Origin of the sequence: Tropicibacter oceani, assembly GCF_029958925.1 — a bacterium.
Taxonomy (GTDB): domain Bacteria; phylum Pseudomonadota; class Alphaproteobacteria; order Rhodobacterales; family Rhodobacteraceae; genus Pacificoceanicola; species Pacificoceanicola oceani.
Genome location: NZ_CP124616.1, coordinates 1385898 through 1410742, shown reverse-complemented (window position 1 = coordinate 1410742; position 24845 = coordinate 1385898). Strand labels below are relative to the sequence as shown.

Below are 24845 nucleotides of genomic sequence, written 5' to 3'. Positions count from 1 at the left end.
ACGCCGCCTCGATGCGTTTTCCAGCATCGGGCGGCGCTATAAGGAAAACTGGGATGTATGTAAGCGGCGCGTTGGCCGCTCACAACCCGTTTTATTCGGCAGCCGCCGTCACATTCAGGGCACCGCCCGCCTTTTCGACGGCTTCGATCGCGGCCTTGGAGGCGCCGGTCACGGAAATGGTGGCCTTGCCGGTCAGCGCACCTTTGGCCAGGACGCGGATACCGTCCAGCTTGCGGCGCACGGCACCGCTGGCAACCAGCGTGTCCTCGGTGATGTTGGCAGCGTCCAGCTTGCCCGCATCGATGAACTTCTGGATGATGTTCAGGTTGATGACAGCATAGGCCTTGCGGTTCGGCTTGTTAAAGCCACGCTTGGGCAGACGCTGGTACAGCGGCATCTGGCCGCCTTCGTAGCCATTGATGGCCACACCCGAACGCGACTTCTGACCCTTGATACCACGGCCACCGGTCTTACCCATGCCGGAACCGGCACCACGGCCAATACGTTTCTTGCGCTTGGTTGCGCCGGGATTGTCGCGCAGTTCATGCAGTTTCATAACGCTTCTCCTTTGCCGGATGTGCCCCCCGAAGCGTATGGGGCAACCACGGCTTTTCTTGGTTTTGATGAGTCGTGCTGCTACAGCACTCGCGGCGTATAGTAAAATGCTGCGCGGGGCGCAAGTTGAATGAACACTGAACCGAAAACCGATCCTTTGGAACTCTCAGTGGGTTTCTTCATCCGCGCTCAAGACTTCGCAACGTCCGCAAGGCACCTAAATAAGTCTGAGCTCAGCCTACGTACAGATGCGCCGGAATACTTGCTTTTGGCACACGCGTTGGAGCTCGTTTTGAAAGCCCATCTTTTGGCTTTGGGCGAAACGGTCAAGAATACCCAAGACTTCGGACACGATCTGAAGGCACTCTATGATGCAGTCCGACAAAAAACTCCCGAAGTCATAAGAACCGCCGAAAAAGGTGTCCGGCGGAAGTGGATCGATTTGTTGAAGAAAAAACGCGATCTCATGTTTGGCTCATCAAAAGCCAGTGATGTCACCTCGGTTCAACTGAAGGCCATGGGCTACATTTCCAATGAGGACATTGGTGCGTTGGCACCTGCCCCAATGGCAGACCTTGAGTGGCTTTCAGAACGTCACAAGTTTGAAGGTAGTATTTTTCGATACTTCAAACCGACCATCGACGCAGTCAGGCTCGTCACGTTTTTTGACCTTTCGGTTCAGACGCCATTCAAGTCCAATGCATGGCTTGTCGAAGAACTTGTGGCGTCGTTTCCTTATCCAGTTTTTCGTGACGGACAATGGCACATGATCTCTCTATCAACCAACTGACGACATGATGGTTCGTCGAAGGCCCATAGAGAAACCATTGACTTGGCCGCCCGCTTCCCCCATATGACCTTCAACTGCCGCACCCGCCGCGTGAGCGGGGCCGCTGGGCTTTTGATCCGATCTGCGCCCGCAGGCAGTTTTCTCAACCGGTACCCAATTCACGCGGGGGGCCAGCGCCTTGGCGGTCCTTGCGGCAATCCTGCCCCCGCGACCCGAGCCTGCGGCGTAACCCACGTGACGATCTGCCCCGGACCGGGCAGGCGCATGAACGTGCAGGGCATTTGCCTTGCCGAAAAGGAACATCTTTTGAATTTTGACTCGATGGGGCTTCCGGCCCGCCTTCTGGCCAACCTGGCCGAACTGAACATCTCTGAACCGACGCCGATCCAGATCCAGGCCATCCCCGAGGCCATGAAAGGCCGCGACGTGATGGGCCTTGCCCAGACCGGCACCGGCAAGACCGCCGCCTTTGGCCTGCCCCTTCTGTCCGCGCTGCTGCGCATCGAAGGCCGCCCCATGCCCAAGACCACCCGCGGTCTGATCCTTGCCCCCACCCGCGAGCTGGCAAAACAGATCGTCGACAACCTGCGCGCCTATGGCGCCGGCACCCAGGTGCGCGTCAACCTTGTGGTTGGTGGTCAGTCCCTGAACGCGCAGGCACAAAAACTGGCCAAGGGCTGTGACCTTCTGGTCGCCACTCCGGGCCGCCTGATCGACCTGATCGAACGCAAGGCCGTGCGCCTGGACATGACCGGTTTCCTGGTGCTGGACGAGGCCGACCAGATGCTGGACATGGGCTTTATCCACGCGCTGCGCCAGATCGCGCCGCTGCTGCGCAAGGACCGTCAGACCATGCTGTTCTCGGCCACCATGCCGAAACAGATGAACGAACTGGCGCAGGCATACCTCAAGGATCCGATCCGCATCGAGGTGTCGCCTCCGGGCAAACCGATCGAAAAGATCGAACAGTCGGTGCATTTCGTCGAACAGGCGCACAAGCCCAAGCTGCTGATCACGCACCTTGATCGTCACCGCGACGATGCCGCGCTGATCTTTGCCCGCACCAAGCACGGCGCTGAACGCCTGAAAAAAAGCCTTGAATCGCAGGGCTTCTCGGCCGGGTCGATCCACGGCAACAAAAGCCAGGGCCAGCGCGATCGCGCGCTTCAGGCCTTCCGCGATGGCGAACTCAAGGTGCTGGTCGCCACCGATGTTGCCGCACGCGGCATCGACATTCCCGCGGTGCGCTATGTCTACAACTACGATCTGCCGAACGTGCCGGACAACTATGTCCACCGCATCGGCCGGACGGCCCGCGCCGGCCGTGACGGCACCGCCGTGGCCTATTGCGCCCCGGACGAGATGGGCGAACTGAAGGCCATCCAGAAGGTGATGAAGCGCGACATCGACGTCGCCTCGGGCGAAGCCTGGGAAGGCGTCGCCAAGAAAAAGCCGAACGGCGGCGGCGGTCGTGGCCGTGGTGGCAAGCCCGGTGGCGGCGGTCGTCCTGGTGGCGGCGGCGGCGGCGGTGGCCGTCCCCAGCGCGCTCGCCGGTCCGGCGGCGGCAAGTCCCGCGCAGCCTGATACACCCTTGGAAAGCCGGGCCTCGCGCCCGGCTTTTTCTTTGCCCTCTGCTCGTCCGCCCTGCCATTACCAGCTCAAGACTCACTTTCGGAACGCCTTTGCCCGCGCTAGACTTGCCCAACACTTGGCCCGCGCGCGGCCTGGCTGCCCTGGCCACACACCGCGCCCCTTGAAAGACCGCGCAGATGGATCTGGACCCGAACACCGACCTGAGTTTCACCCGCACCCTGCCCATCGCCCCCGCGCTGGTCTGGGACTGCTGGACAACCCCCGCACACATCAAACACTTCTTTGTACCCAAACCCCATTCGATCAAATCCTGCGACATTGACTTGCGCGTCGGCGGGCGGTTCAACACCGTGATGGTGGTGAACGGGCAAGAGATGCCCAATTCGGGCGTCTATCTCGAGGTGATCCCGGGCCAGCGCCTGGTCTTTACCGACGCCTATACCGAAGGCTGGAAACCCGCCCCCGATCCGTTCATGACCGCGATCCTTGACCTGAAACCCGACGGCAAGGGCGGCACGATCTACACCGCCACCGCACGCCACCGGTCAACTGAAACACGCGAAGCCCACGAAAATATGGGATTTTACGATGGCTGGGGCACCGTGGTCGATCAACTGGTCGACTACGCCCGGACTCTGTAAAGCCCGCTAGCGCACCGACACCGGCAGCGTGGCAAACCCCCGGAACCGGGCCAGCGGCACCCTTGTCCTGTCCCCGGTCTGGCGGATTTTCGGAAAGCGCTGCACCAACTGGCCCAGGGCAATCTTGCCCTCGACCCGCGCCAGCGACGCCCCCAGACAGACATGAATGCCGGTGATAAAGGCGATGTGACGGTTCGGTTTGCGGGTGATATCCACCGCGTCGGGGTTTTCAAACACCGCCGGATCACGGTTCGCCGCCGCGATCGAGGTGTGGATATAGGTGCCCTTGGGAATGGTTTGCGTCGACAATGCGATATCCGCCCCCGCCAGCCGGTTACCGATCTGCAACGGGCTTTCCACCCTCAGGAATTCCTCGATGGCCGGGGTGATCAGGTCCGGCTGATCCAGCAGCAGCCGATGCTGATCCGGATTGTCGAACAGCACCCCCATCGCATTGCCGACAAAGCTGGTCGTCGTCTCATGCCCCGCGTTCAGCAGGAAAATGCAGTTCTGGATCAACTCTTCCTGCGTCAGGCGGCGGCCTTCGTGTTCGCCGAAAATCAGCGCATCCAGCACTTCGCCCTGCAACGCCCCGTCGGGATTGGCGCGGCGATGGTTGATCAACTCGTTCAGGATTTCGCCGAACTCGACCACCGCCCTGTTGCCCGCGTCCAGCCGATCCTGCGGTACAACCGGATCAAGCGCGCCCAGAATGGCCAGCGAATAATCACGCAGTTTCGACCGGTACTCTTCCGGGATACCCAGCATGAAACTGATGATCTCGGTCGGCAGCACCTTGGCGAAATCGTCGATCAGGTCCAGATCGCCCAGATCCTCGACCCGGTCCAGCAGGCGCCCGACGATGCCCTCGATCAGCGGTTCGAACTCGGCCAGTTTGCGCGGCGTGAAAGCGCCGGAAATCAGCTTGCGCACCACGGTATGATAAGGCGGATCGTTAAAGATCAGGCTGGTTGTGTGATGGGTGTGCAGCGGGCAGCGTCCGAACTTTTCGCCAAAGGCCTCGGTCTTGTCCGACAGCATGTCGCGCGACTGATAAACCTTCAGAACGTCGTCATGGCGCGTCAGGTAGACCGACCCATCGGCATTGCGGAACACCGGGCGATCGCGGCGCAGCGCATGCAGGGTCGGATGCGGGTTTTCGATGAACCCCATGTCGATGCGGTTCAGATCGAAGGCATCCAAATCAATATGCATGCTTATTTTCCTCCCGCAGGGATGGTGGAGCATCCCGCACAGCAGCGCAAGCATCGAAAAAGGCGCCCCGAACGGGACGCCTTTGACCAATCAGAAGCGGGGTTGTAACCCGCCCTTGGGGGTGTCAGCCCAGCTCGCCGGGTTTGTACCAGGGCCCCATCTGGACCTGCGCGGCATCGCCCACAAGGCTGGCAAATTCCGCCGGGTCCTGCGTGCCGCCATCCCGGCCGCGATAGTGATAGGGATAGACGAACTTGGGACCAAATTCCTTGACCGCATCGGCGGCGGCACTGGCCTCCATAGTAAAGGGCAGGTTCATGCAGACAAAGGCCAGCGTGATGTCTTCCAGCGCGCGCATTTCCGGAATGTCCTCGGTATCGCCCGAGATATAGGTGCGGAAATTGCCCATGGTCAGGACATAGCCGTTGTCACGCCCCTTGGGGTGGAAATTCTCGCGCCCTTCGGTGATGTTGTGCGCCGGGATCGCGTCGATCGTCACGTCGCCCCAGCTGTGGCTGTCGCCATTGGCCATGCTCATCGCCTTGGCCTTCAGCGCCTCGGGCAGCATGCCGTAAACGGCGGGGTTGGTGATCAGCTGAGTACCGTCCTTGACCAGCGCGGCCAGGGTGTCGGCGTTGTAGTGATCGCCATGCTCATGCGTGATCAGGATCAGGTCGGCATCGGGAAATCCGTCATACATCGCAGCATCACCCACGGTGTCGACGTAAATGACGCCCGCGGGCGCTTCCATCACAAAGGACGCATGCGCGACGGGGTGCACGGTGACAGGCCCCATGTCGGTTTCGAACATGTCGCCGGCATGGGCGGCCGCGCGGGCCTGAAACGGCAGGATCGTCACCGCGCCAACAGCGGCGGCGGTGGCAAGAAAGGTGCGGCGGGTCTGGGTCATAGCTCATTCTCCCTGAGGTTTATTCAGTTTAACATAGAGGCGTGCCAACCTGCGGCAATCCCTGCACAGACCATGTGCAAGGATGCGCGCACGCCTTGCACCCCCCAGCGACACCAAGCAGGAAAACCCGTCAAAGGGCAGCAAACCAGCCCCCGAAACGGGCCGTGATCCAACGCCCGTGAGCGAAAAACACACAAACCCTTCGCACGAAAAAAAGCCCCCCGGACCGAACCGAGGGGCGTTCATTCAATCCCGAAGGACTGAAAAATCGCTTAGCCGCGCTCTTCGATGATCTCGACGAGGTGCGGGATCGAGCGAACCATGCCACGAACCGAGGGTGTATCCTCCAGCTCGCGGGTGCGGTGCATCTTGTTCAGGCCCAGGCCGACCAGCGTGGCACGCTGCTTGGCGGGGCGACGGATCGGCGAGCCGATCTGCTTGACGACGATGGTCTTTGCCATTGGAATCAGGCCTCCTCGGTTGCGGCTTCGGCTGCCGGTGCGTCATCACGCTTGGGCAGGATGTCGGCCACTTTCTTGCCACGACGCTGTGCAACGTTGCGCGGCGACTGTTCTTTCGACAGGCCGTCCAGCGTGGCGCGGATCATGTTGTAGGGGTTCTGCGAGCCGATCGACTTGGCGACGACGTCCTGAACACCCAGCATTTCGAACACGGCACGCATCGGACCACCGGCGATGATCCCGGTACCGGTCGGGGCGGTGCGCATGACCACCTTGCCGGCGCCGTGACGACCTTCGATGTCGTGGTGCAGGGTACGGCCTTCTTTCAGAGGAACGCGGACCATCTGACGCTTGGCTTGCTCGGTGGCCTTGCGGATGGCCTCGGGGACCTCCTTGGCCTTGCCCTTGCCAAAGCCGACGCGGCCCTTCTGGTCCCCAACAACGACGAGTGCGGCAAAGCCAAAGCGCTTACCACCCTTCACGGTCTTGGAAACACGGTTGATCGCAACAAGGCGATCTGCAAATTCCGGAGCTTCTTCGCGTTCGCGACGGCCGCCCCGGCGGTTTTCACGTTCTGCCATCTGTGGCATCCCTTTTTCTTGGTGGCGCCGCTTTGGCACCTGCTTATTTCAATCCAAGTGGGGCACACCTGTCGCCAGGCACACGCCCCCCGGATCATCGAGGGGGCCCCGAAAGGCCCCCTGCAGACTTTAGATCTTCAGACCACCTTCACGCGCTGCGTCGGCAAGTGCCTTGACGCGGCCATGAAAGAGGAACCCGCCGCGGTCGAAATAGGCTTCGGTCACGCCGGCGGCCTTGGCACGCTCTGCGATCGCTGCGCCAATCTTTGCAGCCGCTTCGAGGTTGTTCTTGCCGACCATGCCCAGATCCTTTTCGAGGGTCGAGGCCGCCGCCAGGGTCTTGCCCTGGACGTCGTCGATCAGCTGAACACTGATGTTCTTGTTCGAACGGTGAACCGAAAGGCGAACGCGACCGGCGTTGACCTTGCGGAGTTTGTTCCGGACGCGCATGCGGCGCTTCTGGAACAGGGCTCTTTTGCTGTTTGCCATCTGTCGCGTCCTTACTTCTTCTTGCCTTCCTTGCGGAAGATGAATTCGCCCTTATAGCGAATACCCTTCCCCTTGTAGGGCTCGGGCCGGCGCCAATCGCGGATCTTGGCCGCAACTTCGCCCACTTCCTGCTTGTCGTGACCTTCGATCACGATTTCAGTCGGCTTCGGGCAGGCAACGGTGATACCCTGCGGGATGTCGAAATCGACATCGTGGCTGTAACCCAGGTTCAGCTTGAGCGTGTTACCCTGAACGGCGGCACGATAGCCGACGCCGTGGATTTCAAGCTCTTTCTTGAAGGTGTTCTGCACACCGTGAACCAGGTTGGACACGACGGTGCGGGACATCCCCCACTGCTGCAGCGCGCGCTTGGATTTGCCGCGCGGCGTGACGGTGACAGCTTCGCCATCAATGGTGATGGTGACGTCGTCGGTCGCGGTAAAGCTCTGGGTGCCTTTCGGACCCTTCACCTCGATGGTCTGGCCCGAAAGCGAGGCAGACACACCCGAGGGCAGCTCGACCGGTTTTTTCCCAATACGAGACATGAGGCCCTCCTTAGAACACCGTGCAAAGCACTTCGCCGCCGACATTGGCTGCGCGTGCATTTGCGTCCGACATCACGCCCTTGGACGTGCTGACAATCGACACACCCAGACCCTGACGGACCTGCGGGATGTCATCCACACTCATGTAGACGCGACGGCCGGGCTTGGAGACGCGCTTGACTTCACGGATCACCGGGGTGCCGTCGAAGTACTTCAAGCTGATCTCAAGCGTCGGGTGACCGCGCTCATCAGTGCCTTTTTCGTAGCCACGGATGTAACCTTCGTCCGCCAGCACATCCAGGACCCATGCCCGCAGCTTCGAAGCCGGGGTGGACACAGTGGATTTGCCGCGCATCTGAGAGTTACGGATACGGGTGAGCATATCGCCGATAGGATCGTTCATAATCTATACCCTCCCTTACCAGCTGGACTTTACGACGCCGGGCAGCTGACCGTTCGAGCCCAGCTCGCGCAACATGATCCGGGAGATCTTGAGCTTGCGATAGTAGGCGTGCGGACGGCCAGTCAGCTGGCAGCGGTTATGCAGGCGGCTGGGCGCAGAGTTGCGCGGCAGCTTGGCAAGCTTCAGGCGCGCCTTGAAGCGCTCTTCCATCGGCTTGGATTCATCGTTGGCGATTTCTTTCAGCTCAACACGTTTGGCGGCATACTTTTCCACCAGACGCTGACGCTTTTTCTCGCGTTCGATCATGGATTTCTTGGCCATGTCTGTCGCTCCTTACGCGTTGAAGGGCATGTTGAAATGCTTCAACAGCGCTTTGGCTTGCGCATCGGCCGAGTGTTCCCCGAACTGGCGCGCATTGGTGGTGATGATGATGTCCATGCCCCAGACTTCGTCGACCTTGTCGAAGTCGATTTCCGGGAAGACGATGTGTTCCTTGAGACCCATGGCAAAGTTGCCACGACCGTCGAACGACGGCTTCACGCCACGGAAGTCACGGATGCGGGGCATCGCGACAGTGACCAGGCGGTCAAGGAATTCAAACATACGGACATCGCGCAGCGTGACCTTGGTGCCGATGACCATGCCTTCGCGCAGGCGGAAAGGCGCGTGCGAATGCTTGGCGATCGTGCCGACGGCCTGCTGGCCGGCGATCTTGGTCAGGTCCTCGATGGCCGATTTGGCCTTTTTCGAGTCGCGCACGGCTTCTGCACCGCAACCGATGTTCAGAACGATCTTTTCCAGACGCGGGATCTGCAGGTCGTTCGTGTAACCAAACTGCTCTTTCAGAGCGGGCTTGATCACGTCGTTGAACTGGACCTTCAGACGCGGGGTGTAATTTGCAACATCAAGCATCAGATCACATCCCCTGTGGTCTTGGCGAAACGGACCTTCTTGTCGCCATCCATACGGAAGCCGACGCGGGTCGCTTTGCCATTGGCATCAACGATTGCGAGGTTCGACAGGTCGATCGGCAGAGCCTTGGGCAGGCGGCCGCCCTGGGCGGTCTGCGACTGACGGGTGTGGCGGATGGCGATGTTCACGCCTTCGACCACGGCTTTGCCGGCTTTGGGGTCGACGCTGGTGATCTCACCGGTCTTGCCCTTGTCCTTGCCTGCGAGCACGACGACCTTGTCGCCCTTTTTCAACTTGGCAGCCATCTTACAGCACCTCCGGCGCAAGCGAGATGATCTTCATGAAGTTCTTCGAACGCAATTCGCGAACCACCGGCCCGAAGATACGGGTGCCGACCGGCTCGTTGTTGTTGTTCAGGATGACCGCGGCGTTGCGGTCAAAGCGGATGGACGTGCCATCTTCGCGACGAACTTCCTTGGCGGTGCGCACGACGACGGCCTTGCGGACGTCACCCTTTTTCACGCGACCACGCGGAATTGCTTCCTTGACCGACACCACGATGATGTCGCCCACGGATGCATAACGGCGGTGGGAACCGCCGAGGACCTTGATGCACTGAACCCGGCGAGCGCCGGAGTTGTCAGCAACATCCAGATTGGTCTGCATCTGGATCATTTGGTTTCTCCCGACTTCCGAGGCCGCCCTATCCTTGGGACATTGACCTCGGGGTTTCGATTATCGGGAAGGAACCGCCGGGTTTATTCGGCGATCACTTCCCAACGTTTCGTTTTCGACTTGGGTGCACATTCGATGATGCGAACCATATCGCCGACAGCGAACTTTTCCGCCTCATCATGAGCGCGGTATTTCTTGGTCTTCTTGATCGTCTTCTGCATCACCGGATGCTTGAAACGACGCTCAACGAGAACGGTGACGGTCTGGGCGTTGGCCGTGGAGGTCACGGTGCCGGACAGGATACGCTTGGGCATGTCTTACGCCTCCGATGCCGCTGCAGCGGCCTTTTCGTTGAGTACGGTCTTCACCTTGGCGACGTCGCGGCGAACCTGACGCATGCGGGCGGTGTTTTCCATCTGGCCGGTGGCCTGCTGGAACCGCAGGTTGAAGGCCTCTTTTTTCAATTGGACAAGGGTGTCCCGGAGCTGGTCCGGGGTCTTGTCACGGAGTTCCTGGGCGTTCATGCGCCTCTCCTTTGTTGCAACATCACCGGCAGGCCCCTCCCTTTTTGCGAATCGCGAGGGTCACCTTTGGTCCGGTGGAGTCCGTGGATGAAGCGCCCCTATAGACCCGATGCCCCCACATGGCAAGCGGATAAGCCACCGCAGGCAGAACGGCACCGCCAAGGGCCACAATCCGGCGCAGCCGGGGCGGCTTTTGGGGGCAAGGGCCGGTGGCTAAGCCGCTTCGCGATGGCGCGATTGCAACAGCCGTTGCAGGTGCCCGTCCTCGATGGCCTTGGGGTGCACCACACCGACCTGCGCCGGCATTTCCGGCAAGTCCAGGATGCGCGCAATCGCAAAACGATGCGCCCCGCCGCCGCGCCGCAGGCAGGTTCCGTCGCGGGCCACATGCACCAGGATGCCGCCGTGTTCGCGCCGGAAATGGTCGGGCAATTCTTCCTTGGTCAGCAGCCGGCCCCGGAACCGGGTTTCGGCAAAGACCCGATCCAGCATGGCATAGCGTTCGTCCAGATCCTCGGCGGACCGGCATTCATCCGGTGCGCGACCGGCCGCAATTTCCGCCAGCATCCGCTTGTAGATCGGGGTTTCGTGCCAATCGGCGCCCTGCTCCCAGCGCATCCGGCAACTGCGCAGCTTGGTGTTGCGCTCGACATCGTCGCGGTGGGTATCCCAATCGCCGCCGATCACGCGCCCGCTGTTCTGGCGCCGGAAATGGCCAAGGGTGTCGTGATGCGCCAGCGAATGGGTCACATCGCCCGGCCTGACAAAGATCGCACTGTCCGAGGCCGGCGCCTTGCGCCCGTAGCGCAGCCAATACCAGACGTCGCGCACCGCCTTTTGCGGAACATGCGCTTCCAGGATTTTGTGCAGACGCCGCGCCTCGGCGGCAAGTTTTTCGACCATGGGAACAGAACACCAAATGAACGTCAGGCAAAAGATGCCCTGAAAAGTCACATATAACTCTAATCGAAAATGAAAAGCCCCCGAATAGGGGTGCGGCCCCGACGCCTTATTCCCACTTGTAGTTGAAGCTGACCGAAATCCGGTTGTCTTCTTCGGCCATGTTCATCGGAACCTCGTGGCGCAGCCAGCTTTCCCACAGCAGCACATCGCCGGGCTGTGTCGCCTCATAGATGAAGGGGCGCAGTTCTTCGCGCGCGCCCTTGATGCGGGTCGGCGCGGCCATCATCATCTGCAACCGCGGGTCTTCCAACTTCAGCGCGGCGGCGCCTTCGGGCATCGCCACATAGGTCGTGCCGGAAATCACCGAATGCGGGTGGATGTGGCTGGAATGCGTGCCGCCCGGCGGCAGGATGTTGATCCAGATATCCTCCAGCACCAGCCCCTTGTCGCCGAGGTCGAACTCCAGATCCTTGGCGAACGCGGCCACATGCTGGTCCAGCGCCTTGATCAGGTCGGCAAAGATCGGAAAGCGCCAGCCCAGATCGGTCAGCGACGCATAAGAGGTATAGCCGGGATAGCCGTTGTTTTCGCACCACTCCTGCCCCGCCTCGTCATCCTCGGCGATGGAATAGCACGAGGCCTCCAGCTCATCGTTGTCGATGGCGGGGCCGTGTTCGGACAGCTGAGCGCGGTACAGGCGCGTGGCGAAAAGCGATCGGATCTGAGTCATGATCAGGCTTCTACCCCTGCCGAGTGCGCCGCGAAACAGCAAAATTGTGGGCCACGGCCAAAGTTTGCCTAGACAAAGATTTCGCCCGACGGGCTCAGGAACACCGCGTCGCGCAGATCGTCGCCCTGAAGAAAGGCGCGCTTTTTCCGGCTACCGGCAAGGATGGGCCGCCGGTCGGGGTTGTCGGAAATGCAGAACCGCGCGCCGTTGTCCAAAAGCATGTCCAGCGACTTGGCCTTGATGTCCAGCGACACGATCCGCGCGCCGCTGATGCGGGCCAGCGCGGCGGCATCGTCCGCCGCGACGATCCAGGGCCCCTTGGCCCCCTGCCCTTCGTGAAACGGGTCCTCAAGGATGCGGCCATCCAGCTCGATCCAGGTCGCCGCACCGTCCAACGCGACGATCAACCATTCGCCGCTGTCCAGCAGCAGGCCGAAAAATCCATAACCGCCCATGCCATAGGACCCCAGCGTGACCGACAGCATGTCGATGCGCCGACCGACAACCTCTTCGGGCAGCGCCGGACGGCGCTCCAGCGGCATCATCTCGTATTCGCCGACAAGGCTGTTGCTCAACTCTTCGGGCAAGGGCCTCGACAGGTCGGGTGTCATGAAATCGCCCCGCACGATCGGCGAATGCGCCGGCAGGGTTTGCAGGACGCCGCGCATTTCCCGCGCCACAAGACGCCGGGCCAGCGGGTTTCCCTGTGACGCCGCGTGGGCGATGGCCCGCGTGATGCGGCGGCGCAAATATGAAAACACGGCGATCCTCGTTCCTGTTTCGTCGCGGCCAAAACGAAAATGGCCCCCGCTACGGTTGCAGCGGGGGCCATTCTTTTCACTTTGGACGGAAATTACCAGTCTTCGCGCACAACGACGCGGGTTTTGATCGGCAATTTCATCGCAGCAAGACGCAGAGCCTCACGCGCGACATCTTCGGCAACGCCGTCGATTTCGAACATGACGCGGCCCGGCTTGACCTTGCAGGCCCAGAAATCCACGGAACCTTTACCCTTACCCATACGAACTTCGGTGGGCTTGGAGGTGACCGGGGTGTCCGGGAAGATGCGGATCCAGACGCGACCCTGACGCTTCATGTGACGCGTCATGGCACGACGGGCTGCTTCGATCTGGCGTGCGGTCACACGCTCGGGCTGCGTGGCCTTGAGGCCAAAAGTCCCGAAGTTCAGATCCGAACCGCCCTTTGCAAGGCCCTTGATCCGGCCTTTGTGCATCTTGCGGAATTTAGTACGCTTTGGCTGAAGCATGATTATCTCCGGTCATCACGACGACCGCCTGCACCACGGGGTGCGGGGCCGTCCTGGATTTCCTGTGCCTTGCGGTCACGCGCGGCGGGGTCGTGTTCCATGATCTCACCTTTGAAGATCCAGACCTTGATCCCGATGATGCCGTAGGGCGTTGCCGCCTCGACAGTCGCGTAATCGATGTCAGCACGCAGGGTGTGCAGGGGCACGCGGCCTTCGCGGTACCATTCGGTACGCGCGATTTCAGCGCCACCCAGACGGCCAGCGACGTTCACCCGGATACCCAGGGCGCCCATGCGCATGGCGTTCTGCACGGCCCGTTTCATGGCACGGCGGAAAGAAACACGGCGCTCCAGCTGCTGCGAAATGCTTTCGCCAACCAGCTGTGCGTCAAGCTCCGGCTTGCGCACTTCGACGATGTTCAGGTGCAGTTCGCTGTCGGTCAAAGCCGCCAGTTTCTTGCGAAGAACTTCGATGTCCGCACCTTTCTTGCCGATGATCACGCCCGGACGCGCGGTGTGAATGGTCACACGGCACTTCTTGTGGGGGCGTTCGATGATCACGCGGGCAATACCGGCCTGCTTGCATTCCTTGTTGATGAAATCGCGGATCGCGAGATCTTCAAGCAGAAGATTGCCATAGTCCTTGGTGTCTGCGTACCAGCGGCTGTCCCAGGTGCGGTTCACCTGAAGGCGCATGCCGATCGGATTGGTCTTGTTACCCATTAGGCTTGCTCCTCGATCTGACGCACCTTGATGGTGAGTTCCGAGAACGGCTTGTTGATGCGGCCAAAACGACCCCGTGCCCGAGGACGGCCACGCTTCATCACAAGGTTCTTGCCCACGAAGGCTTCGGCGACGATCAGCTCGTCAACGTCCAGGCCGTGGTTGTTCTCGGCGTTTGCAATGGCGGACTGAAGGCATTTCTTCACGTCTTCCGCGATCCGCTTCTTCGAGAAGGTCAGATCGGTCAGAGCTTTGTCCACTTTCTTGCCGCGGATCAGCTGAGCCACAAGGTTCAGCTTCTGCGGCGAAGTGCGCAGCATGCGCAACTTGGCCATCGCTTCGTTGTCCGCCACGCGGCGGGGATTCTTATCCTTGCCCATGGCTTACTTCCTCTTGGCTTTTTTGTCGGCAGCATGACCGTAATAGGTACGGGTCGGGCTGTATTCGCCGAACTTCTGACCGATCATGTCCTCGGACACGTTCACGGGGATGTGCTTCTGGCCGTTGTAAACGCCAAACGTCAGACCCACGAACTGGGGCAGGATCGTCGAGCGGCGCGACCAGATCTTGATAACTTCGTTACGGCCGGATTCGCGTGCCGCCTCTGCCTTTTTCAAGACATAGGCATCAACGAACGGGCCTTTCCATACAGAGCGCGACATGTGTTAGCGACCCTTCTTCTTGGCGTGACGCGAGCGAACGATAAGCTTTTGCGACGCCTTGTTGGTGTTGCGGGTGCGCTTGCCTTTGGTCGGCTTGCCCCAGGGCGTCACCGGGTGACGACCACCCGAGGTCCGGCCCTCACCACCACCATGCGGGTGGTCGATGGGGTTCATCACGACGCCGCGAACGCTCGGGCGGATGCCCTTGTGACGCATGCGGCCCGCTTTACCAAAGTTCTGGTTCGAGTTGTCGGGGTTCGACACGGCACCAACGGTGGCCATGCATTCCTGACGTACCAGACGCAGTTCGCCCGAGCTCAGACGGATCTGGGCATAGCCACCGTCACGGCCGACGAACTGGGCATAGGTGCCCGCGGCGCGTGCGATCTGGCCACCCTTGCCGGGCTTCAGCTCGATGTTGTGAACGATCGTACCGATCGGCAGGCCGCTGAACGGCATCGCGTTACCGGGCTTCACGTCGGCCTTGGCCGATGCGATCACGCGGTCGCCGATGGCCAGGCGCTGAGGCGCCAGGATATAGGCCTGCTCGCCGTCGTCGTACTGAACCAGTGCGATGAATGCGGTACGGTTGGGGTCGTATTCGATACGGGCAACGGTTGCGCCCACGTCAAATTTGTTACGCTTGAAATCGACGATGCGGTAGAGGCGCTTTGCCCCGCCGCCTTTGCGACGCATCGTGATCCGTCCGGTGTTGTTCCGTCCGCCCTTTTTCGTCAGACCCTCGGTGAGGGCTTTGACAGGACGACCTTTCCACAGCTCCGAACGGTCGATCAGTACCAGCCCGCGCTGGCCAGGCGTCGTCGGTTTGTACGACTTGAGTGCCATGCTTTCTGTCTTCCGTTTGCATGCGACAGACCAAGTGTGGCCTGCCTATTTCGAGTATAGGGCCCCGAAGGTCCCCGGTGGAGGCTCTTGCCGATCACGCCCCGAACTTGCGTCCGCGGCCTCATACCAGAGGTTCCGGGTCAGGCCCGGAACGGGTTTCGGCAAGACAACAACAAAGCCCCGGAACGAATCCGGGGCCATGCCGATGGGGTCGTTTAGGGGATGGTTGGGGTGGGGTCAAGGGCGGTTGCATGCTTCGTTGCGTGCATTACTGAACCGCGGGCTTTGGTCGACACCAATGAGAGCCAGCCCGTCGCTGCGCGGATGGATCAAAACCCTCGCACGACACACCGTAGGGCGGGGTTTCACCCCGCCTCCGCGCACCCTGACCAACCCGTGATCCGGAAAAACCCGACGTCTTCCGAAATGGTGCTCATACTCATATCTGCATTTTGAAATCTGTACCAACAGCCCCAGAAGCGCACCAAAGCCCTTCTCCGGGGCCCCAGACCTCCCTTTCCGGCGGGCCTTAAACTGTACCAAACCGGCAGGGCTTCGTACCGATTGCCCCTTTCCAGGCGGTTAGCACGGCAGGTTTAACGCTGGGGCCACCGCGTTAAACCCGCATCTGCCGCCCTGCCCAACGCTCTCCCATCCGAGCATGAAAAAACCCCGACCGCTTGCGCAGCCGGGGTTCATTTTCGGTAGGCCGGTCTTCAGCCCGGCACCCGGTCAAAGACCGGTCGACACGTCGATCGTGTTGCCCGCTTCAAGCGTCACATAGGCTTTCTTGACGTCCTTGCGACGACCCATCTGGCCTTTGAAGCGCTTGACCTTGCCTTTGGTGATGGTCGTGTTCACGGCCTTCACCTTCACACCAAACAGAGCCTCGACGGCCTCTTTGATCTGCGGCTTGTTGCTGTCGATTGCCACTTCGAAAACCACTGCGCCATTTTCGGACGCCATGGTGGTTTTCTCGGTGATGATCGGCTTGCGGATCACATCGTAATGCGTTGCGTTTGCACTCATTTCAGTCGAGCCTCCAGAGCTTCGACACCCGCCTTGGTGAGCACCAGGGTGTCACGCTTGAGGATGTCAAACACGTTTGCGCCCATCGAGGGCAGCACGTCCAGACCTTCGATGTTGCGAGCAGCGGCGGCAAAGCCTTCGTTCACTGCTGCGCCATCGATGATCAGCGCGCGCTTCCAGCCCAAGTTCTTGACCTGCTTGGCCAGGATGGACGTCTTGCCGTTTGCTTCCGCGTTCTCGATGATCACCAGCGCGCCTGCCTTGGCCTTGGCCGACAGTGCATGCTTGAGACCCAGCGCGCGAACCTTCTTGGGAAGGTCATGTGCGTGCGAACGAGGGGTCGGACCCTTGTAGATGCCACCCTTGCGGAAGATGGGCGCCTTGCGGGAACCGTGGCGTGCGCCGCCGGTGCCTTTCTGGCGATAGATCTTCTTGGTCGAGTAGCTGACTTCGGACCGGGTCTTGACCTTGTGCGTACCGGCCTGCGCCTTGTTACGCTGCCAGCGGACAACGCGGTGCAGGATGTCGGCGCGCGGCTCGAGATCAAAGATCGCGTCCGTCAGGTCGACGGAACCGGCATTGCCGCCGTCCAGGTTGATCACGTCGAGTTTCATTCCTCACCTCCCTCGGCAGGCGCTTCTGCGGCGGGCGCAGCAGCGGAACGGATCGCGGCGGGGGTCGGAACGCCTTCGGGCAGCGGCTTTTTCACTGCATCCTTGACGGTGACCCAGCCACCTTTGGAGCCGGGAACGGCGCCTTTGATCATGATAAGACCACGGTCTGCATCGGTCTTGACGACCTGCAGGTTCTGCGTGGTCACGCGTACGGCACCCATGTGGCCGGCCATCTTCTTACCTTTGAAGACTTTGCCCGGGTCCTGACACTGACCGGTCGAACCATGCGAACGGTGGCTGACAGAAACACCGTGCGTGGCACGCAGACCGCCAAAGTTGTGACGTTTCATGGCGCCGGCAAAGCCTTTACCAATCGAGATGCCACTGACGTCGACGTACTGGCCTTCGTTGTAGTGTTCGGCGGTGATCTCGGCACCAACCTCGATGAGGTTCGCGGGATCGACGCGGAACTCTGCAACCTTGCGCTTCGGTTCGACCGAGGCGGCGGCAAAGTGGCCACGCATGGCTTTGGACGTGTTCTTGGCCTTGGCGCTGCCTGCGCCCAGCTGAACAGCGGTATAGCCGTGCTTGTCATCGGTGCGCTGCGAAACAACCTGAAGATTGTCCAGCTGCAACACGGTTACGGGGATCTGCTTGCCGTCTTCCATGAAGAGACGGGTCATGCCGACCTTTTTTGCGATAATTCCAGAGCGCATTGTCTGATGCTCCCCTTATACCTTGATCTCGACATCCACGCCGGCGGCGAGGTCGAGCTTCATCAGGGCATCAACGGTCTGCGGCGTCGGATCGACGATGTCGAGCATACGCTTGTGCGTACGGATCTCGAACTGGTCGCGCGACTTCTTGTTGACGTGGGGACCACGCAGAACGGTGAATTTTTCGATCTTGTTCGGCAGCGGGATCGGGCCACGAACGGTGGCGCCGGTGCGCTTGGCGGTGTTGACGATTTCCTGGGTGCTGGCGTCCAGCACGCGGTAATCAAACGCCTTGAGCCGGATACGGATGTTCTGGTTCATTGAACATACCTTATATTGGCATTGAGGTTGAGAGGAGGACACACGACCACCGCGCACCCTCATCGAACCTTAAGGGCGGAGAATCACCCCGCCCTTGCACGACCCATGGGCCGTTGCGCGCGTATACGGGTTTGGGGTGGGTGTGGCAAGGCTTTCATGGCGCATTCCGCGACAGAAAAACCCGGGGCCAGCCAGGCTTTCCCGGCTCGTACCCGTGACGCTGCTGGCATGGCGCAGAAGATACGCAATATGCCCTTGCACTCAGGCGGTTTGCCATGGCTGTGGTGACCGTCGGGCAAAGTGCGCGCGCCGCAAGTCTCAAACAGCGCGGATGGGACGAAGCAAAAAAGGGCGCCCTTTGGGGCGCCCTTCTGTTTTCTCGACCAAAGGGTGGGTTGAAACCCACCCTGGGGCTTATGCGAGGATCTTCGACACGACGCCCGAACCAACGGTGCGGCCGCCTTCGCGGATGGCGAAACGCAGGCCGTCTTCCATCGCGATCGGTGCGATCAGTTCGACTTCGAACTTCAGGTTGTCGCCCGGCATCACCATCTCGGTGCCCTCGGGCAGGTTGACCGTGCCGGTCACGTCCGTCGTGCGGAAGTAGAACTGCGGGCGGTAGTTCGCGAAGAACGGCGTGTGACGACCGCCTTCTTCCTTGGTCAGGATGTAGACCTCGGCTTCGAACTTGGTGTGCGGGTTCACCGACTTGGGCTTGCACAGAACCTGACCGCGCTCGACGCCTTCGCGGTCGATGCCGCGCAGCAGAACGCCGACGTTGTCGCCTGCTTCACCGCGGTCCAGCAGCTTGCGGAACATTTCAACGCCCGTGCAGGTCGTCTTGGCGGTGTCGCGGATGCCGACGATCTCGATTTCGTCGCCAACGTTGATCACGCCACGCTCGATACGGCCGGTCACAACCGTACCACGACCCGAGATCGAGAACACGTCTTCGATCGGCATCAGGAACGGCTGGTCGATCGCGCGGGCCGGCTGCGGGATATACTCGTCCACGGCCTTCATCAGTTCGCGGATCTTCTCTTCGCCGATTTCCGGCTGCGTGCCGTTCATCGCGTGCAGAGCCGAACCGGCAATGATCGGAATGTCGTCGCCCGGGAAGTCGTAGGCCGACAGAAGCTCGCGGATTTCCATTTCCACCAGTTCCAGCAGCTCTTCGTCGTCGACCTGGTCAACCTTGTTCATGAACACGACCATGGCGGGGATACCCACCTGGCGGCCCAGCAGGATGTGCTCGCGCGTTTGCGGCATCGGGCCGTCAGCGGCGTTCACAACCAGGATCGCGCCGTCCATCTGGGCAGCACCGGTGATCATGTTCTTGACGTAGTCGGCGTGGCCGGGGCAGTCGACGTGCGCATAGTGACGCGCTTCGGTCTCGTACTCCACGTGCGCCGTCGAGATCGTGATCCCGCGGGCCTTCTCTTCGGGCGCGCCGTCGATCTGGTCGTACGCCTTGAAGTCACCAAAATACTTGGTGATCGCCGCCGTCAGCGTCGTCTTGCCGTGGTCAACGTGACCGATCGTGCCGATGTTGCAATGCGGCTTGCCGCGTTCAAACTTTTCCTTACCCATAGGTAGGCTCCTTTTTCGTGTACGGATGGTGGGCACAGGCCCACCCTACAATGTTGGGCAGGGCGGGGTTTCCCCCGCCACCCGGTTTTCTTAAGCGTATTTCGCCTGAATCTCTTCCGAGATGTTCTGCGGAACCGGATCGTAATGGTCGAACTGCATCGTGAACTGCGCGCGGCCCGAAGACATGGAACGCAGGGTGTTGATGTAGCCGAACATGTTGGCCAGCGGCACGAATGCCTGGATCGCAACGGCGTTGCCGCGCGAGTCCTGACCCGACACCTGACCACGACGGGACGTCAGGTCGCCGATGATGCCGCCGGTGTATTCTTCCGGGGTCACGACCTCGACCTTCATCATCGGCTCGAGCAGCTTGGCGCCGGCTTTGCGCAGACCTTCGCGCATTGCCATACGAGCAGCGATTTCGAAGGCCAGAACCGAGGAGTCCACGTCGTGGAACTTGCCGTCGATCAGCGCGACCTTGAAGTCGATCACGGGGAAGCCTGCCAGCGGACCGGAGTCCATGACCGACTTGATGCCCTTTTCAACGCCCGGGATGTATTCCTTGGGAACAGCACCACCAACGATCTTGGACTCGAAGGAATAGCCTTCGCCCGGCTGTGTCGGCGAAATGACCAGCTTGACTTCGGCGAACTGACCCGAACCACCCGACTGTTTCTTGTGGGTGTAGGTGTGCTCGATCTCGTGACCGATGGTCTCGCGATAAGCCACCTGCGGGGCACCGATGTTGGCCTCGACCTTGAATTCCCGCTTGAGACGGTCAACCAGGATGTCGAGGTGAAGTTCGCCCATGCCCTTCATGATCGTCTGACCGGACTCGAGGTCGGTTTCGACGCGGAACGACGGATCTTCTGCCGCCAGGCGCGCGAGGCCCTGGGACATCTTTTCCTGGTCGCCCTTGGTCTTGGGCTCGACCGCGATCTCGATCACCGGATCGGGGAAGGTCATGGTTTCGAGAACGACCGGCGATTTGGCGTCGCACAGGGTGTCACCGGTGGTGGTGTCCTTCAGGCCCGCCAGCGCGATGATGTCGCCTGCAAAGGCTTCTTCGATCTCTTCGCGGTTGTTCGAGTGCATCATCATCATACGACCGATGCGCTCTTTCTTGCCCTTGGTCGAGTTCAGGATCGAGTCGCCCTTCTTCATGGTGCCCGAATAGATCCGGGTGAAGGTCAGCGAGCCGACGAAGGGGTCGTTCATGATCTTGAACGCCAGACCTGCGAAGGGCATGTTGTCGTCCGCACGGCGGGCGATGTTACGCTCTTCGGTTTCGTCATCCGGCGAGAAGCCCATGTAATCAACAACGTCCAGCGGGCTGGGCAGATAGTCGATCACGGCGTTCAGCAGCGGCTGCACGCCTTTGTTCTTGAACGCGGAACCACCCAGAACCGGCACGAAGTGCATGGCCAAGGTGCCCTTGCGCAGCAGTTTGCGCAGGGTCGGAACGTCGGGTTCTTCGCCTTCGAGGTAGGCTTCCATCGCGTCGTCGTCTTCTTCGACGGCGGCTTCGATCATCTTGCCACGCCATTCGTCAGCCATGTCCTTCAGGCTGTCGCGGATATCCGTCTGGATCCACGATGCGCCAAGGTCTTCACCCTGCCACAGCCATTCCTTCATGGTAACGAGATCGATCAGGCCTTCCAGCTCGTTCTCGGCGCCGATCGGAATACCGACGGGAACGGCGCGGGCGCCGGTGCGGTCTTCGATCATGTGAACGCAGTTGAAGAAGTCAGCGCCGATCTTGTCCATCTTGTTGACGAAGACGATGCGCGGAACCTTGTAGCGGTCAGCCTGACGCCACACGGTTTCGGTCTGCGGTTCGACACCGGCGTTGGCGTCCAGAACGGCAACGGCGCCGTCCAGAACGGCCAGCGAACGTTCGACTTCGATGGTGAAGTCAACGTGGCCGGGGGTGTCGATGATGTTCAGGCGGTGCTTGGGCGTGTCCGGCGTTACGCCATCTTCGGTGCGTTCCCAGAAGGTGGTCGTTGCAGCCGAGGTGATGGTGATGCCGCGTTCCTGCTCCTGCTCCATCCAGTCCATGGTGGCTGCACCATCGTGCACCTCACCGATGTTGTGGGACTTGCCGGTGTAGAAAAGGATACGCTCGGAGCAGGTGGTTTTACCTGCGTCGATGTGCGCCATGATACCGAAGTTGCGGTACCGGTCGAGGGGATAATCGCGTGCCATTTGGTCAGGACCTCTCGGGGGTTACCAGCGATAATGGCTGAACGCTTTGTTCGCGTCGGCCATCTTGTGGGTGTCTTCACGCTTTTTCACGGCGGAACCGCGCGACTGGACAGCATCCAGAAGCTCGCCTGCAAGGCGCTCTTCCATGGTGTTTTCGTTGCGGGCGCGCGAGGCGTTGATCAGCCAGCGGATCGCAAGCGCTTCGCGGCGCTCGGGGCGGACTTCGACGGGCACCTGGTAGGTGGCGCCACCAACCCGGCGGGAGCGGACTTCGACCGACGGCTTGATGTTGTCGAGCGCTTCGTGGAACAGTTCCACGGGCGCGCGCTTGACCTTGGCTTCAACGCGATCGAGGGCGTTGTAGACGATACGCTCGGCGGTGGATTTCTTTCCATCGAGCATCAGGTTGTTCATGAACTTGGTCAGAACCCGATCGCCGTACTTGGCATCGGGCAGAACTTCGCGTTTTTCAGCGGCGTGACGACGAGACATCTGATCTTCCTCTTACTTCGGACGCTTCGCGCCATACTTGGAGCGACGCTGCTTCCGGTCTTTGACGCCCTGGGTATCCAGAACACCGCGCAGGATGTGGTAACGAACGCCGGGAAGGTCTTTCACACGGCCGCCACGGATCAGGACAACCGAGTGTTCCTGAAGGTTGTGGCTTTCGCCGGGAATATAGCTGATCACCTCGAAGCCGTTGGTCAGACGGACCTTGGCAACTTTACGCATGGCCGAGTTCGGCTTTTTGGGCGTGGTGGTATAAACGCGCGTACAAACGCCACGCTTTTGCGGGCATTGCTCAAGGTGCTGCGACTTCGAGCGCTTGACTTTGGGCTGACGCGGCTTGCGGATCAGCTGTTGGATCGTGGGCATTAGGTAACTTTCCCCGTGCTTCTCACATATGTGCCGCCGGGACCTTCCCGACGAGGTTCAATTCAAGGCGCCCTGCGCGTCCGCAGATCACCGGGCTAAGCTGTTCGAAGTGCAGTGCACAAACGAACAAAAAGCCGCTTCGCTCCCATTCCGAGGTGAACGATGCGGCGGGTTCTCAGAGGATCGGAGCATTTAAGTCGCCCGGATCTTGACCACTGGTCTTCAGATTTCGGCAAATGGGTCTCCCCGCGCCGGATGGTCGGGCGTATATGGGGAGTCGCATGGCATGTCAACCGCATCTTCATATTGTGCGGGGCCGGGCGCGGTGCAAGGGTTGTGATACAGGTTTGCGGCCAGATCAACAGGGAAATTCAACGTGCAAGTCATCGGGTTATGTCGGTTTTCCTATCCCGCCGAGGGTGGTTTCCAGGTCGGGCATGAGACCATCGAGGACCGGCGCCGCTATCTGTACGCCCCCGAGCGGATCGAGGACCGGCTTCGGTCCTTCGAGGCGATCACCCTGGCCGGGCTGAGGGCGCAAACCGATCCGGATTTCACCTTTGTCATCCTTGTGGACGAGGCATTGCCGGAACCGCTGGCAGAGCGTCTTTTGGCGCTGATCCAGAACATGCCGCAGGCGGTGGTGGTGCCCTGGGCGCCGGGACCGCATCGCAAGGTCTGCCAGCAGGTTCTGAACATGGCCCGGACCGATCCAGCGGCATCCTGCATCCAGTTTCGAATGGACGATGACGACACCGTTGCTGTTGATTTCGTCGAACGTCTGCGCGCCGATGTCAAATTGGTCCAGCCGCTTTGCGATGCCAACCGCTTGGTGACGCTGGATTACAACCGTGGCTTTGTGGTTCAGGCCGATGCCCGGGGTCTGGCGGCCGAAGAATGCACCCTGCCCTATTATCCCATGGGCATGGCCATGGTGATCGCCGGGGGCGTGCGCCAGTCGATCATGAATTTCGGACACAGCAAGGTGGCGCAGTTCATGCCCACGGTGACCTTTACCGACAGCCCCATGTATATCCGTGGTCACAACGCCTTTAACGACTCGCGGCAGAAGGCCCATGTGCAACCGGTCCGCCTGCCCCGCGCCGATGCCGCGACGCTTGCCGTGCTGCAAAACCGCTTTGGGGTTACCGAGCCCGAGGTCCGCCGGATCTACGGCGCCTGAGCTGCGTTTCACGCCACAGGGTAAACAGCCCCGTACCAACAATCAACGCCGCGCCGGCCAGGGCAACGGGCTTGGGCCATTCGTCAAAGAACGCCAACCCAAGGATCAGCGACAACACCAGGCTGGTGTACCGGAACGGCGCGATAAAGCCGACCTCGCCGACCCGCATCACCATCACGCTGAGCGTGTAGCCCGCCACGATCAAGACACTGGCACTGCCCAGCAGCGCCGTCGTCATGCCCGTCAGGGGCACCCAATCCTGCGACAGCGACCAAAGCGCCGCAAAGACCAGCACCGTCAGAGAGGTCGCAAAGGTGACCGCCAGCGACGGCACGGCCGCCGACATGCGCCGGGTCACCAGATCGCGCAGGGTGACGCAGGCCACGGCGGCAAGGGCCCACAGGGAATAGATGTTGAACCCGTCGGTGCCGGGCCGCACGATCAGCAACATCCCCAGAAACCCCGCCGCAATGGCCAACCAACGACGCCAGCCCACCGGCTCTTTGAAAAACAGGGCGCTGCCCAGCGTTATGGTCAGCGGCAACATCTGCAACAGCGCCGATACGTTGGCGATGGGCATGTTGAACAAGGCTGTGAAAAAGAAGACGGCCGCGCCGACTTCGGCAATGGCGCGCAGGGCAACCAGCGCCTTGTCCCGCGCCGGAAATCGCAGGTGCAACGCCTTGGCCCGCCAGGCCAGCACCCCGATGAAAAAGGTCGCGACCAACCCGCGCAAGGTCAGGACCTGCGACAGGGGCATCGAGGTGCCGATCGCCTTGATGCAGATGTCGCCAAAGGTGAAGGCGGACATGGACGCGACCATCAAAAGCGCGCCGCGGGAATTGTCTGACTGGATGCTCATGCATTTGGCCATAGCAGGAGCG

The 24845-nt window shown here is 60.8% G+C and carries 35 protein-coding genes; 4 read left to right on the top strand and 31 right to left on the bottom strand.

Annotated elements, in window-relative coordinates:
* Positions 1 to 91: 91 nt before the first annotated feature.
* On the bottom strand, positions 92 to 556 hold the full coding sequence (gene rplO, locus QF118_RS06770; protein ID WP_282301870.1) for a 50S ribosomal protein L15: 465 nt from the start codon (positions 554 to 556) through the stop codon (positions 92 to 94).
* Between the two features lie 129 nt (positions 557 to 685).
* Between rplO and QF118_RS06765 the strand changes: the two genes are divergently transcribed.
* The 3 genes from QF118_RS06765 to QF118_RS06755 all read left to right on the top strand — a co-directional run bounded on the left by QF118_RS06765 (position 686) and on the right by QF118_RS06755 (position 3579).
* Positions 686 to 1345 carry a hypothetical protein gene (locus QF118_RS06765; RefSeq protein WP_282301869.1) on the top strand — a complete coding sequence of 220 codons (660 nt, stop codon included), beginning with the start codon at positions 686 to 688 and terminating at the stop codon, positions 1343 to 1345.
* Positions 1346 to 1666: 321 nt separating this feature from the next.
* Complete coding sequence (locus tag QF118_RS06760) at positions 1667 to 2929, top strand: DEAD/DEAH box helicase (RefSeq protein ID WP_282301868.1); 1263 nt, start codon at positions 1667 to 1669, stop codon at positions 2927 to 2929.
* A gap of 185 nt (positions 2930 to 3114) precedes the next feature.
* Positions 3115 to 3579 carry an SRPBCC family protein gene (locus QF118_RS06755; protein WP_282301867.1) on the top strand — a complete coding sequence of 155 codons (465 nt, stop codon included), beginning with the start codon at positions 3115 to 3117 and terminating at the stop codon, positions 3577 to 3579.
* Between the two features lie 6 nt (positions 3580 to 3585).
* On the opposite strand, the gene QF118_RS06750 is transcribed toward QF118_RS06755, so the two are convergent.
* From QF118_RS06750 to rpsL, 29 genes are all read right to left on the bottom strand, one after another.
* Positions 3586 to 4794: a cytochrome P450 gene (locus tag QF118_RS06750; protein WP_282301866.1), complete on the bottom strand. Its 1209-nt coding sequence runs from the start codon at positions 4792 to 4794 to the stop codon at positions 3586 to 3588.
* Positions 4795 to 4918: 124 nt separating this feature from the next.
* On the bottom strand, positions 4919 to 5704 hold the full coding sequence (locus tag QF118_RS06745; RefSeq protein ID WP_282301865.1) for an MBL fold metallo-hydrolase: 786 nt from the start codon (positions 5702 to 5704) through the stop codon (positions 4919 to 4921).
* Positions 5705 to 5976: 272 nt separating this feature from the next.
* On the bottom strand, positions 5977 to 6165 hold the full coding sequence (gene rpmD, locus QF118_RS06740) for a 50S ribosomal protein L30 (protein ID WP_282301864.1): 189 nt from the start codon (positions 6163 to 6165) through the stop codon (positions 5977 to 5979).
* Positions 6166 to 6170: 5 nt separating this feature from the next.
* A complete protein-coding gene (gene rpsE, locus QF118_RS06735) occupies positions 6171 to 6746 on the bottom strand; it encodes a 30S ribosomal protein S5 (protein WP_282301863.1) in 576 nt (191 codons plus the stop codon).
* A gap of 129 nt (positions 6747 to 6875) precedes the next feature.
* The gene (gene rplR, locus QF118_RS06730; protein WP_282301862.1) at positions 6876 to 7235 is read right to left on the bottom strand and encodes a 50S ribosomal protein L18; all 360 of its coding nucleotides are present in this window, start codon (positions 7233 to 7235) and stop codon (positions 6876 to 6878) included.
* An 11-nt stretch (positions 7236 to 7246) separates the two neighbouring features.
* Complete coding sequence (gene rplF, locus QF118_RS06725) at positions 7247 to 7780, bottom strand: 50S ribosomal protein L6 (protein WP_282301861.1); 534 nt, start codon at positions 7778 to 7780, stop codon at positions 7247 to 7249.
* A gap of 10 nt (positions 7781 to 7790) precedes the next feature.
* Positions 7791 to 8183: a 30S ribosomal protein S8 gene (rpsH, locus tag QF118_RS06720; RefSeq protein ID WP_282301860.1), complete on the bottom strand. Its 393-nt coding sequence runs from the start codon at positions 8181 to 8183 to the stop codon at positions 7791 to 7793.
* Between the two features lie 15 nt (positions 8184 to 8198).
* Complete coding sequence (gene rpsN, locus QF118_RS06715) at positions 8199 to 8504, bottom strand: 30S ribosomal protein S14 (RefSeq protein WP_282301859.1); 306 nt, start codon at positions 8502 to 8504, stop codon at positions 8199 to 8201.
* Positions 8505 to 8516: 12 nt separating this feature from the next.
* Positions 8517 to 9095: a 50S ribosomal protein L5 gene (gene rplE, locus QF118_RS06710; RefSeq protein ID WP_282301858.1), complete on the bottom strand. Its 579-nt coding sequence runs from the start codon at positions 9093 to 9095 to the stop codon at positions 8517 to 8519.
* A complete protein-coding gene (rplX, locus tag QF118_RS06705) occupies positions 9095 to 9400 on the bottom strand; it encodes a 50S ribosomal protein L24 (RefSeq protein WP_282301857.1) in 306 nt (101 codons plus the stop codon). The genes rplE and rplX overlap by 1 nt, the downstream gene beginning before the upstream one ends.
* 1 nt (position 9401) lies before the next feature.
* Positions 9402 to 9770: a 50S ribosomal protein L14 gene (gene rplN, locus QF118_RS06700; RefSeq protein ID WP_282301856.1), complete on the bottom strand. Its 369-nt coding sequence runs from the start codon at positions 9768 to 9770 to the stop codon at positions 9402 to 9404.
* Positions 9771 to 9853: 83 nt separating this feature from the next.
* On the bottom strand, positions 9854 to 10084 hold the full coding sequence (gene rpsQ, locus QF118_RS06695; protein ID WP_282301855.1) for a 30S ribosomal protein S17: 231 nt from the start codon (positions 10082 to 10084) through the stop codon (positions 9854 to 9856).
* A 3-nt stretch (positions 10085 to 10087) separates the two neighbouring features.
* Entirely contained in the window at positions 10088 to 10294 is a 207-nt protein-coding gene (rpmC, locus tag QF118_RS06690) for a 50S ribosomal protein L29 (RefSeq protein ID WP_282301854.1), read from the bottom strand.
* A 213-nt stretch (positions 10295 to 10507) separates the two neighbouring features.
* Entirely contained in the window at positions 10508 to 11197 is a 690-nt protein-coding gene (locus QF118_RS06685) for a hypothetical protein (protein WP_282301853.1), read from the bottom strand.
* Between the two features lie 106 nt (positions 11198 to 11303).
* Positions 11304 to 11927, bottom strand: coding sequence for a 2OG-Fe(II) oxygenase family protein (locus tag QF118_RS06680; protein ID WP_282301852.1), 624 nt, complete (start codon positions 11925 to 11927; stop codon positions 11304 to 11306).
* A gap of 68 nt (positions 11928 to 11995) precedes the next feature.
* Complete coding sequence (locus QF118_RS06675) at positions 11996 to 12688, bottom strand: hypothetical protein (RefSeq protein WP_282301851.1); 693 nt, start codon at positions 12686 to 12688, stop codon at positions 11996 to 11998.
* Between the two features lie 92 nt (positions 12689 to 12780).
* The gene (gene rplP, locus QF118_RS06670) at positions 12781 to 13194 is read right to left on the bottom strand and encodes a 50S ribosomal protein L16 (RefSeq protein ID WP_282301850.1); all 414 of its coding nucleotides are present in this window, start codon (positions 13192 to 13194) and stop codon (positions 12781 to 12783) included.
* Between the two features lie 2 nt (positions 13195 to 13196).
* Positions 13197 to 13916: a 30S ribosomal protein S3 gene (gene rpsC / locus QF118_RS06665; protein ID WP_282301849.1), complete on the bottom strand. Its 720-nt coding sequence runs from the start codon at positions 13914 to 13916 to the stop codon at positions 13197 to 13199.
* Positions 13916 to 14296 (bottom strand): 50S ribosomal protein L22, encoded by a 381-nt coding sequence (gene rplV, locus QF118_RS06660; protein ID WP_282301848.1) that lies wholly within the window; start codon positions 14294 to 14296, stop codon positions 13916 to 13918. The genes rpsC and rplV overlap by 1 nt, the downstream gene beginning before the upstream one ends.
* A 3-nt stretch (positions 14297 to 14299) precedes the next feature.
* Positions 14300 to 14578, bottom strand: coding sequence for a 30S ribosomal protein S19 (gene rpsS, locus QF118_RS06655; RefSeq protein WP_005980699.1), 279 nt, complete (start codon positions 14576 to 14578; stop codon positions 14300 to 14302).
* 3 nt (positions 14579 to 14581) lie between these two features.
* On the bottom strand, positions 14582 to 15424 hold the full coding sequence (gene rplB, locus QF118_RS06650) for a 50S ribosomal protein L2 (protein ID WP_282301847.1): 843 nt from the start codon (positions 15422 to 15424) through the stop codon (positions 14582 to 14584).
* A 732-nt stretch (positions 15425 to 16156) separates the two neighbouring features.
* A complete protein-coding gene (locus QF118_RS06645) occupies positions 16157 to 16453 on the bottom strand; it encodes a 50S ribosomal protein L23 (RefSeq protein ID WP_282301846.1) in 297 nt (98 codons plus the stop codon).
* Complete coding sequence (gene rplD / locus QF118_RS06640; protein WP_282301845.1) at positions 16450 to 17067, bottom strand: 50S ribosomal protein L4; 618 nt, start codon at positions 17065 to 17067, stop codon at positions 16450 to 16452. Before rplD ends, QF118_RS06645 begins: the two co-directional genes overlap by 4 nt.
* Positions 17064 to 17783, bottom strand: a complete 720-nt coding sequence (rplC, locus tag QF118_RS06635) for a 50S ribosomal protein L3 (RefSeq protein WP_282301844.1) — start codon at positions 17781 to 17783, stop codon at positions 17064 to 17066. Before rplC ends, rplD begins: the two co-directional genes overlap by 4 nt.
* 15 nt (positions 17784 to 17798) lie before the next feature.
* Positions 17799 to 18104 carry a 30S ribosomal protein S10 gene (gene rpsJ, locus QF118_RS06630; RefSeq protein ID WP_121631216.1) on the bottom strand — a complete coding sequence of 102 codons (306 nt, stop codon included), beginning with the start codon at positions 18102 to 18104 and terminating at the stop codon, positions 17799 to 17801.
* Between the two features lie 414 nt (positions 18105 to 18518).
* The gene (gene tuf, locus QF118_RS06625; RefSeq protein WP_282301826.1) at positions 18519 to 19694 is read right to left on the bottom strand and encodes an elongation factor Tu; all 1176 of its coding nucleotides are present in this window, start codon (positions 19692 to 19694) and stop codon (positions 18519 to 18521) included.
* 90 nt (positions 19695 to 19784) lie between these two features.
* Positions 19785 to 21902: an elongation factor G gene (gene fusA, locus QF118_RS06620; RefSeq protein ID WP_282301843.1), complete on the bottom strand. Its 2118-nt coding sequence runs from the start codon at positions 21900 to 21902 to the stop codon at positions 19785 to 19787.
* A gap of 21 nt (positions 21903 to 21923) precedes the next feature.
* Positions 21924 to 22394, bottom strand: coding sequence for a 30S ribosomal protein S7 (rpsG, locus tag QF118_RS06615; RefSeq protein ID WP_282301842.1), 471 nt, complete (start codon positions 22392 to 22394; stop codon positions 21924 to 21926).
* Positions 22395 to 22406: 12 nt separating this feature from the next.
* Entirely contained in the window at positions 22407 to 22778 is a 372-nt protein-coding gene (rpsL, locus tag QF118_RS06610) for a 30S ribosomal protein S12 (protein WP_008883423.1), read from the bottom strand.
* A 376-nt stretch (positions 22779 to 23154) separates the two neighbouring features.
* On the opposite strand from rpsL, the gene QF118_RS06605 reads away from it, so the two are divergent.
* Positions 23155 to 23961 (top strand): putative rhamnosyl transferase, encoded by an 807-nt coding sequence (locus QF118_RS06605; RefSeq protein ID WP_282301841.1) that lies wholly within the window; start codon positions 23155 to 23157, stop codon positions 23959 to 23961.
* Here QF118_RS06605 and QF118_RS06600 read toward each other — a convergent pair.
* Positions 23924 to 24823 carry a DMT family transporter gene (locus QF118_RS06600; protein WP_282301840.1) on the bottom strand — a complete coding sequence of 300 codons (900 nt, stop codon included), beginning with the start codon at positions 24821 to 24823 and terminating at the stop codon, positions 23924 to 23926. The genes QF118_RS06605 and QF118_RS06600 overlap by 38 nt on opposite strands.
* Between the last annotated feature and the right edge of the window lie 22 nt (positions 24824 to 24845).